The organism is bacterium (genome assembly GCA_027622355.1).
Lineage (GTDB): Bacteria > UBA8248 > UBA8248 > UBA8248 > UBA8248 > JAQBZT01.
This window is the reverse complement of the sequence record JAQBZT010000201.1, coordinates 1-5,602: the sequence shown is the minus strand read 5'-3', so window position 1 is coordinate 5,602 and position 5,602 is coordinate 1. Positions and strand designations below refer to the sequence as shown.

General features: G+C 66.0%; 8 protein-coding genes. All 8 read left to right on the top strand.

Going from position 1 to position 5,602, the window contains the following annotated elements; genetic code table 11:
• Window positions 1-56 precede the first annotated feature (56 nt).
• The gene (locus O2807_11280) at window positions 57-998 is read left to right on the top strand and encodes a PASTA domain-containing protein (protein ID MDA1001080.1); all 942 of its coding nucleotides are present in this window, start codon (window positions 57-59) and stop codon (window positions 996-998) included.
• A gap of 20 nt (window positions 999-1,018) precedes the next feature.
• Window positions 1,019-1,693 (top strand): ribulose-phosphate 3-epimerase, encoded by a 675-nt coding sequence (rpe, locus tag O2807_11275; GenBank protein ID MDA1001079.1) that lies wholly within the window; start codon window positions 1,019-1,021, stop codon window positions 1,691-1,693.
• Between the two features lie 104 nt (window positions 1,694-1,797).
• The gene (gene ffh, locus O2807_11270) at window positions 1,798-3,132 is read left to right on the top strand and encodes a signal recognition particle protein (protein MDA1001078.1); all 1,335 of its coding nucleotides are present in this window, start codon (window positions 1,798-1,800) and stop codon (window positions 3,130-3,132) included.
• A 12-nt stretch (window positions 3,133-3,144) separates the two neighbouring features.
• Window positions 3,145-3,393 carry a 30S ribosomal protein S16 gene (gene rpsP / locus O2807_11265; GenBank protein ID MDA1001077.1) on the top strand — a complete coding sequence of 83 codons (249 nt, stop codon included), beginning with the start codon at window positions 3,145-3,147 and terminating at the stop codon, window positions 3,391-3,393.
• Between the two features lie 13 nt (window positions 3,394-3,406).
• Window positions 3,407-3,940, top strand: coding sequence for a ribosome maturation factor RimM (gene rimM, locus O2807_11260; GenBank protein ID MDA1001076.1), 534 nt, complete (start codon window positions 3,407-3,409; stop codon window positions 3,938-3,940).
• Window positions 3,930-4,661, top strand: a complete 732-nt coding sequence (gene trmD, locus O2807_11255; protein ID MDA1001075.1) for a tRNA (guanosine(37)-N1)-methyltransferase TrmD — start codon at window positions 3,930-3,932, stop codon at window positions 4,659-4,661. The genes rimM and trmD overlap by 11 nt, the downstream gene beginning before the upstream one ends.
• Before the next feature lie 7 nt (window positions 4,662-4,668).
• Entirely contained in the window at window positions 4,669-5,250 is a 582-nt protein-coding gene (locus O2807_11250) for an RNA methyltransferase (GenBank protein ID MDA1001074.1), read from the top strand.
• A gap of 20 nt (window positions 5,251-5,270) precedes the next feature.
• On the top strand, window positions 5,271-5,602 hold a 332-nt coding region (gene rplS, locus O2807_11245; GenBank protein ID MDA1001073.1), incomplete at its 3' end, for a 50S ribosomal protein L19.

Sequence of the window (5,602 nt, the reverse complement as noted above, 5' to 3'; positions counted from 1 at the left end):
AGTTTTGGGCTCGATGGTTTTTTTGCCGCCGCGTGGAAGCGGGAAGGAGGAACGCGATGATACGCGCGCTCTTCAAGGGAATCCTGTTCATCGCCTTTCTGGTGCTCCTCGGCGGTGCCAGCGGGGTGACGGCTCTTTATCTGTTCCGGGGGACGCAGGGAGTTTTTCTTCCCCAGGTGAAGGGTCTCGACGCCGTTCGCGCCCTGGAGTTGCTCGGCGAGCGGGGGATTCCCCTGCAGGTGTTGCGGTGGGAATTCAGCGATGACGTTCCGCCGAACTATGTGGTGGATCAACTCCCGGCCGGCGGCCGGCGGATCCGCGAAGGCCGGACGGTGTCGCTCGTCCTGAGCAGAGGCTCGCGCGATGTCTTGGTGCCCAACGTGCTCGGCGAGAACCTGAACCGCGCCGAAACCCTCATCCGGTTGAGCGGCTTGCGGGTCGGGGTCATCGGACGCCTTTTTGATCCGAAGCGGCCCATCGAGCAGGTGATCGGTTCCTGGCCGCTGTCGCGGGAGAAAATCCCGCGGGGAGAGTCGGTCGCCCTTCTCGTGAGCCAGGGCCCCCGCGAGCGGGTGTACGCCATGCCCTCCCTCATCGGCGAGCCGGTGAACAGCGCTCTCGATCGGGTCCGCCAGGTGGGCTTGTCCGTGGGCCGCGTCCGTTATGTGGACCGGCAAGGCGCGCTGCGCGGCACCATCGTCGCCCAGGTGCCGCTGCCGGGCCAGCGCGTGCTGGCGGGCCACCGCGTCTCGGTGGAAGTGGCGCGGGGGGCCGATCAGCTGTCGGGGAATTTCGCGGTGCTCCGCTACCGGGTTCCCGCCGGCCGCCCCGAGCGGCAACTTCGCATCGAACTCGAGAGCAACGGCGCGAAGCGCGAGGCCCTCTCCCGGAAGGTGCGGGCGGGCGAGGAGATACACTTTTTCATCCCCGTGAAAGGGAAGCGGACCTGGGCGCGGATCTATCTGGACGGCCAACTGGTCGAAGAGCAGGCCCACTAGAGGACAAGGAGTTCTGAAAGATGCCGACGCCGGACATGACGCCGGGCAGGATCCGGGTGGCGCCCTCGCTGCTGGCCTGCGATTTCACGAAGATGGGCGAGGAGATCGCCGCCATCGAGCGCGCCGGCGCCGATTGGCTCCACTTCGACGTGATGGACGGGCACTTCGTGCCGAACATCTCGGTGGGTCCGCTCGGGGTGGAGGCGGCGCGCCGCGCGGCGCCCAATCTGGTGATGGATGTCCACTTGATGATTGCCGATCCGGATCGGTATCTGGAGGCCTTCGTCGCGGCCGGCGCCGACATCGTGACGGTCCACATCGAGGCGCCGCGGCACATCCACCGGACGGTGCAGTCGATCCGCGCGCTGGGCGCCAAGGCCGGGATCGCGGTGAACCCCGGTACCCCGCTCCCGGCCATCGATCCGGTCCTGGGCGAGGTGGACATGGTGCTCGTGATGAGCGTGAATCCGGGCTTCGCCGGGCAGAAGTTCATCCCCGCCTCACTGGGGCGCCTCAAGGAGGTCCGGCGGAAGATCGAGGCGCAGAACCGGGGGGTCCTCATCGAGGTGGATGGCGGCGTCACCCCCGCGAACGCGGGCGAAATTCGCGCGGCCGGGGCCGAGGTTCTCGTTTCGGGATCAGGCGTTTACGGGGCAGCCGACTACGCGGAGGCCATCCGGCAGATCCGCGGCTGAGCCGGCCGGTTGACGAACTTCGAAAATGTCCATATAAAACAATGTCTTGGCTTTTTTTGAGGGGGGTGCATCGCCCCCTGTTTGTTTTGGAAACGGGGCAGGATATGTTCGATGGCTTGAAGGATCGCCTGGGCCGGATTTTTCAGGATCTTCGCGGGAAAGGTGCCCTCGGCGAAAAGGAAGTGGACGCCGCGTTGCGGGAGATTCGTTTCGCCCTGCTCGAGGCGGATGTCCATTTCCGCGTCGCCAAGAAATTCATCGGCCAGGTCCACGAGAAGCTGATGGACGCCCCCCGGGCGGCCCATCTCGACCCCTCCCAGCAAGTGGTGAAGGTAGTCCAGGAAGAGCTTACCGCCCTCATGGGGGGGAAGGCCGCCCCGCTTGAGCGGGCGGCCCAGGGACCGACGATCTGGATGCTGGTGGGCCTCCAGGGCTCAGGGAAGACGACAACCGCGGGAAAGCTTGCCCTTCGCCTCCGGAAAAAGGGAGTCCGCGTCCTCCTCGTTCCGGCGGATGTGGCCCGCCCGGCGGCCATCGCCCAGTTGAAGCGCCTGGCCGAGCAGGCGGGGGTGGATGCCTTCGATTCGGAGGGAAAGTCCGATCCGGTCGCGATCGTCGGGGAGGCGATCGAACGGGCCCGCCGCGAGCACTACGACTACTGCATCGTGGACACCGCGGGCCGGATGCACGCCGACGATGCGCTGATGGACGAGCTTCGGCGCATGAAAGAGGCGGCCCGGCCGCATGAGACGCTGCTCGTGGCCGACGCCATGACGGGGCAGGACGCCGTAAATCTGGGCCAGCGCTTCTCGGAGGCGGTCGGCCTGAGCGGGGTGATCCTCACCAAGGTGGACGGCGACGCGCGGGGCGGCGGCGCCCTTTCACTCCGGGAGACGACGGGCCTTCCCCTCAAGTTGGTCGGGGTGGGGGAGAAGCTCGAGGCGCTCGAGGAGTTTCACCCCGAGCGGATGGCCTCGCGGATTCTCGGCATGGGAGATGTTCTCTCCCTCATCGAGAAGGCCGAAGCGGCGATGGCGCCCGAGGCCGCCGAGGCGGCGGCGAAGGAGATCGCCCGCGGCGAACTGACGCTCGATACCTTCCGCGATCAGATTCTGCAAATGCGGAAGATGGGTCCGATGAGCGATATCCTGGCCATGATTCCCGGGCTGGGCGCGAAGCTCAAGGGGGCGGAGGTGGACGAGAAGGGGCTGAGCCAGACGGTGGCCATCATCGATTCGATGACCCTGAAAGAGCGGCGGCGGCCGGCGATCATCAAGGGAAGCCGCAGACGCCGCATCGCGGCGGGAAGTGGAACCCAGGTGCAGGACGTGAATCGCCTCCTGAAGCAGTTCACCCAGATGCAAAAGCTGATGCGCGGTTTCTCCAAGGGCGGGAAGCGGGATCAAATGCGCAAGATTCGTCAAATGCTTCATCAATGAGGAGAGTGTGTTTTGGCTGTGAAAATCCGACTGGCTCGGGGCGGCATGAAAAAGGCCGCCCGCTACCGTGTCGTCGTCCAGGACGAACGGATGCCCCGCGACGGGCGCTTTATCGACCAGATCGGGCGCTATGATCCTTCCCAGGATCCGGCCCTGATTGAGATCGACGCAGAGAAGGCGAAAGAGTGGATGGGCAAGGGCGCCAAGCCCTCCTACACGGTCCGGAGCCTGTTCGCCAAAGTCGGCATCGAAGGCGGATAGGGCGGGCGCCCCTGTGCCGGATCGCGTGGCGGTGGGCGAAGCCTCCCGGCCGCAGGGGGGGCGGGGCGCCATCCGCGTTAAGCCGTGGATGGAGCGTTTCAAGGACTACGAATCCCTTCGCGAGGTTTTCCTGCTGAGCGATCCGGAGCGCCGCTTCGCAATCGAAAGTGTCCATCAGGCCGGAAAAGGCGCCATCATCTGGAAGTTCGCCGGCGTGGACAGCGTCGAGGAGGCCGAACGGCTGCGCGGGGCGGTGTTTACGGCCGAGCGCGCGGCCCTTCCGGGCCCCGAGGAGGGGGTCTACTTCTGGGAGGATTTCGAGGGCCGCGATGTCGTTGACGAGGCCGGGAATCTCATCGGCCGGGTCGAGGACATGTTCGGGACCAGGGGGAACGATGTTCTCGTGCTCCGCTCCCCGGAGGGGGAGGAGATATTGATTCCCGCCCTCCGGGAGGTGTTCATCGGGCAGGAGGCGGATCGGTGGGTGGTCCGGCTCCCCGAGGTGTTGGACGCGGAGGACAAGGCGGGGGAAGAGAATGCGAATTGACCTCCTGACGGTTCTTCCCCGGATCATTGAGGGCGTTTTCGAGGCGGGGGTGATCGGCCGGGCCATCGCCGGTGGGCGCATCCGGTGGCGCGTCTGGAACCTGCGGGATTTCGCCGAGGGCAGCTACCGCCAGACGGACGACGCCCCCTATGGCGGCGGCGCCGGCATGGTGATGAAGCCCGAGCCCATCGCCCGGGCCGTTGCGGCGATCTCGGCCGAAGAGGGCGGCGGCGCGAAGCCCTGGCGGGTGCTTCTCTCGCCGCAGGGCAAGCGGCTCGATCAGCGGGGAGTCGAGGCGCTCGCCGCGCGGCCTTGGCTTCTGCTCATCTGCGGCCGCTACGAGGGGGTGGATGAGCGGGTCTGCGAGAAATACGTGGACGAGGAGATCTCGATCGGCGATTACGTCCTGACCGGTGGGGAGCTTCCCGCCATGGTGCTGGCCGACGCGGTGTGCCGGCTGGTGCCGGGAGTTCTGGGGAGCGCGGATTCGGCGGCCGAGGACAGCTTCACGACGGGGCTGCTCGATCATCCGCACTACACGCGGCCGCCCGAGTTCGAGGGGATGGGCGTGCCGGAGGTTCTCCTCTCGGGGAATCATGAGGAGATTCGGAAGTGGCGCCGCCGGAAGGCCCTCGAGCGCACTCTTGTGCGGCGCCAGGACCTCCTCGAGCGGGCGGAGCTGACCGAGGAAGAAAAACGACATCTTCGCTCGATGAGGTAGGGGCGCCTTGGGCCGGGTCTACATCGGGCTTCTCCATCATCCTGTGCTGGATCGGGCGGGGCGGGTCGTCACCTCCTCGATGACGGGGCTCGATCTGCACGATCTGGCGCGGGCGGGCCGCACCTATGGTGTTGGCGGTCTGTTTGTGGTACACCCGTCGGCGCCTCAAAGGCGCTTCGCCCAAAGGGTGCTGGACCATTTTCTGGGCGAGGACCGCTTGGAGATTCATCCGAACCGGGCAGAAGCCCTTGAAATGGTTGAGGTTGTGCCGGACATCGGCCATGTCCTCGAAGCCATCGAGCGGCGCGAGGGGGTGCGCCCCCTTTTGGTGGGTACCTCGGCCCGGGAGCGCGAGGGGGCGCTCGGATATGCGGATTTCCGGCGTACCCTCCTCGGCGGGGCGGCGCCGGTCCTGATTTTGTTCGGAACCAGCTGGGGCTTGGCCCCGGAGATCGCCGGGCGGGCGGATCATTGGCTGGCGCCCATCCGGGGAGAGATCGAAACGGGTTTTAATCATTTGTCGGTCCGGTCGGCGGCGGCGATTGTGCTCGATCGGCTACTGGGTGCGCCCGAAGGCGGCGCGCGGTGAATCGTAAGGGAGTTGACGGAATGAATGTCATCGATCGGATTGAGCGCGAGGGAATGCGGAAGGACATCCCGGATGTTGAGGCCGGGGATACGGTTCGCGTTCACGTCAAGATTGTCGAAGGCGACAAGGAGAGAATCCAGGTGTTCGAGGGAATCGTGATGGGCCGCAGTGGCGGCGGGCTCCGGGAGACGTTCCGCGTCCGGAAGATTTCCTACGGCATCGGCGTGGAGCGCATTTTCCCCATTCACTCTCCCCGGGTTGAACAGATCGAGATCAAAAAGAAGGGAAGGGTGCGCCGCGCGAAGCTCTACTACCTCCGCGACCGCAAGGGTAAGGCCGCCCAGGTCAAGGA

Coding starts and splice junctions, on each gene's coding strand:
- rpe (MDA1001079.1), top strand. CDS start 1,019: ATGCCGACGCCGGACATGACGCCGGGCAGGATCCGGGTGGCGCCCTCG.
- O2807_11280 (MDA1001080.1), top strand. CDS start 57: ATGATACGCGCGCTCTTCAAGGGAATCCTGTTCATCGCCTTTCTGGTG.
- trmD (MDA1001075.1), top strand. CDS start 3,930: ATGCGAATTGACCTCCTGACGGTTCTTCCCCGGATCATTGAGGGCGTT.
- ffh (MDA1001078.1), top strand. CDS start 1,798: ATGTTCGATGGCTTGAAGGATCGCCTGGGCCGGATTTTTCAGGATCTT.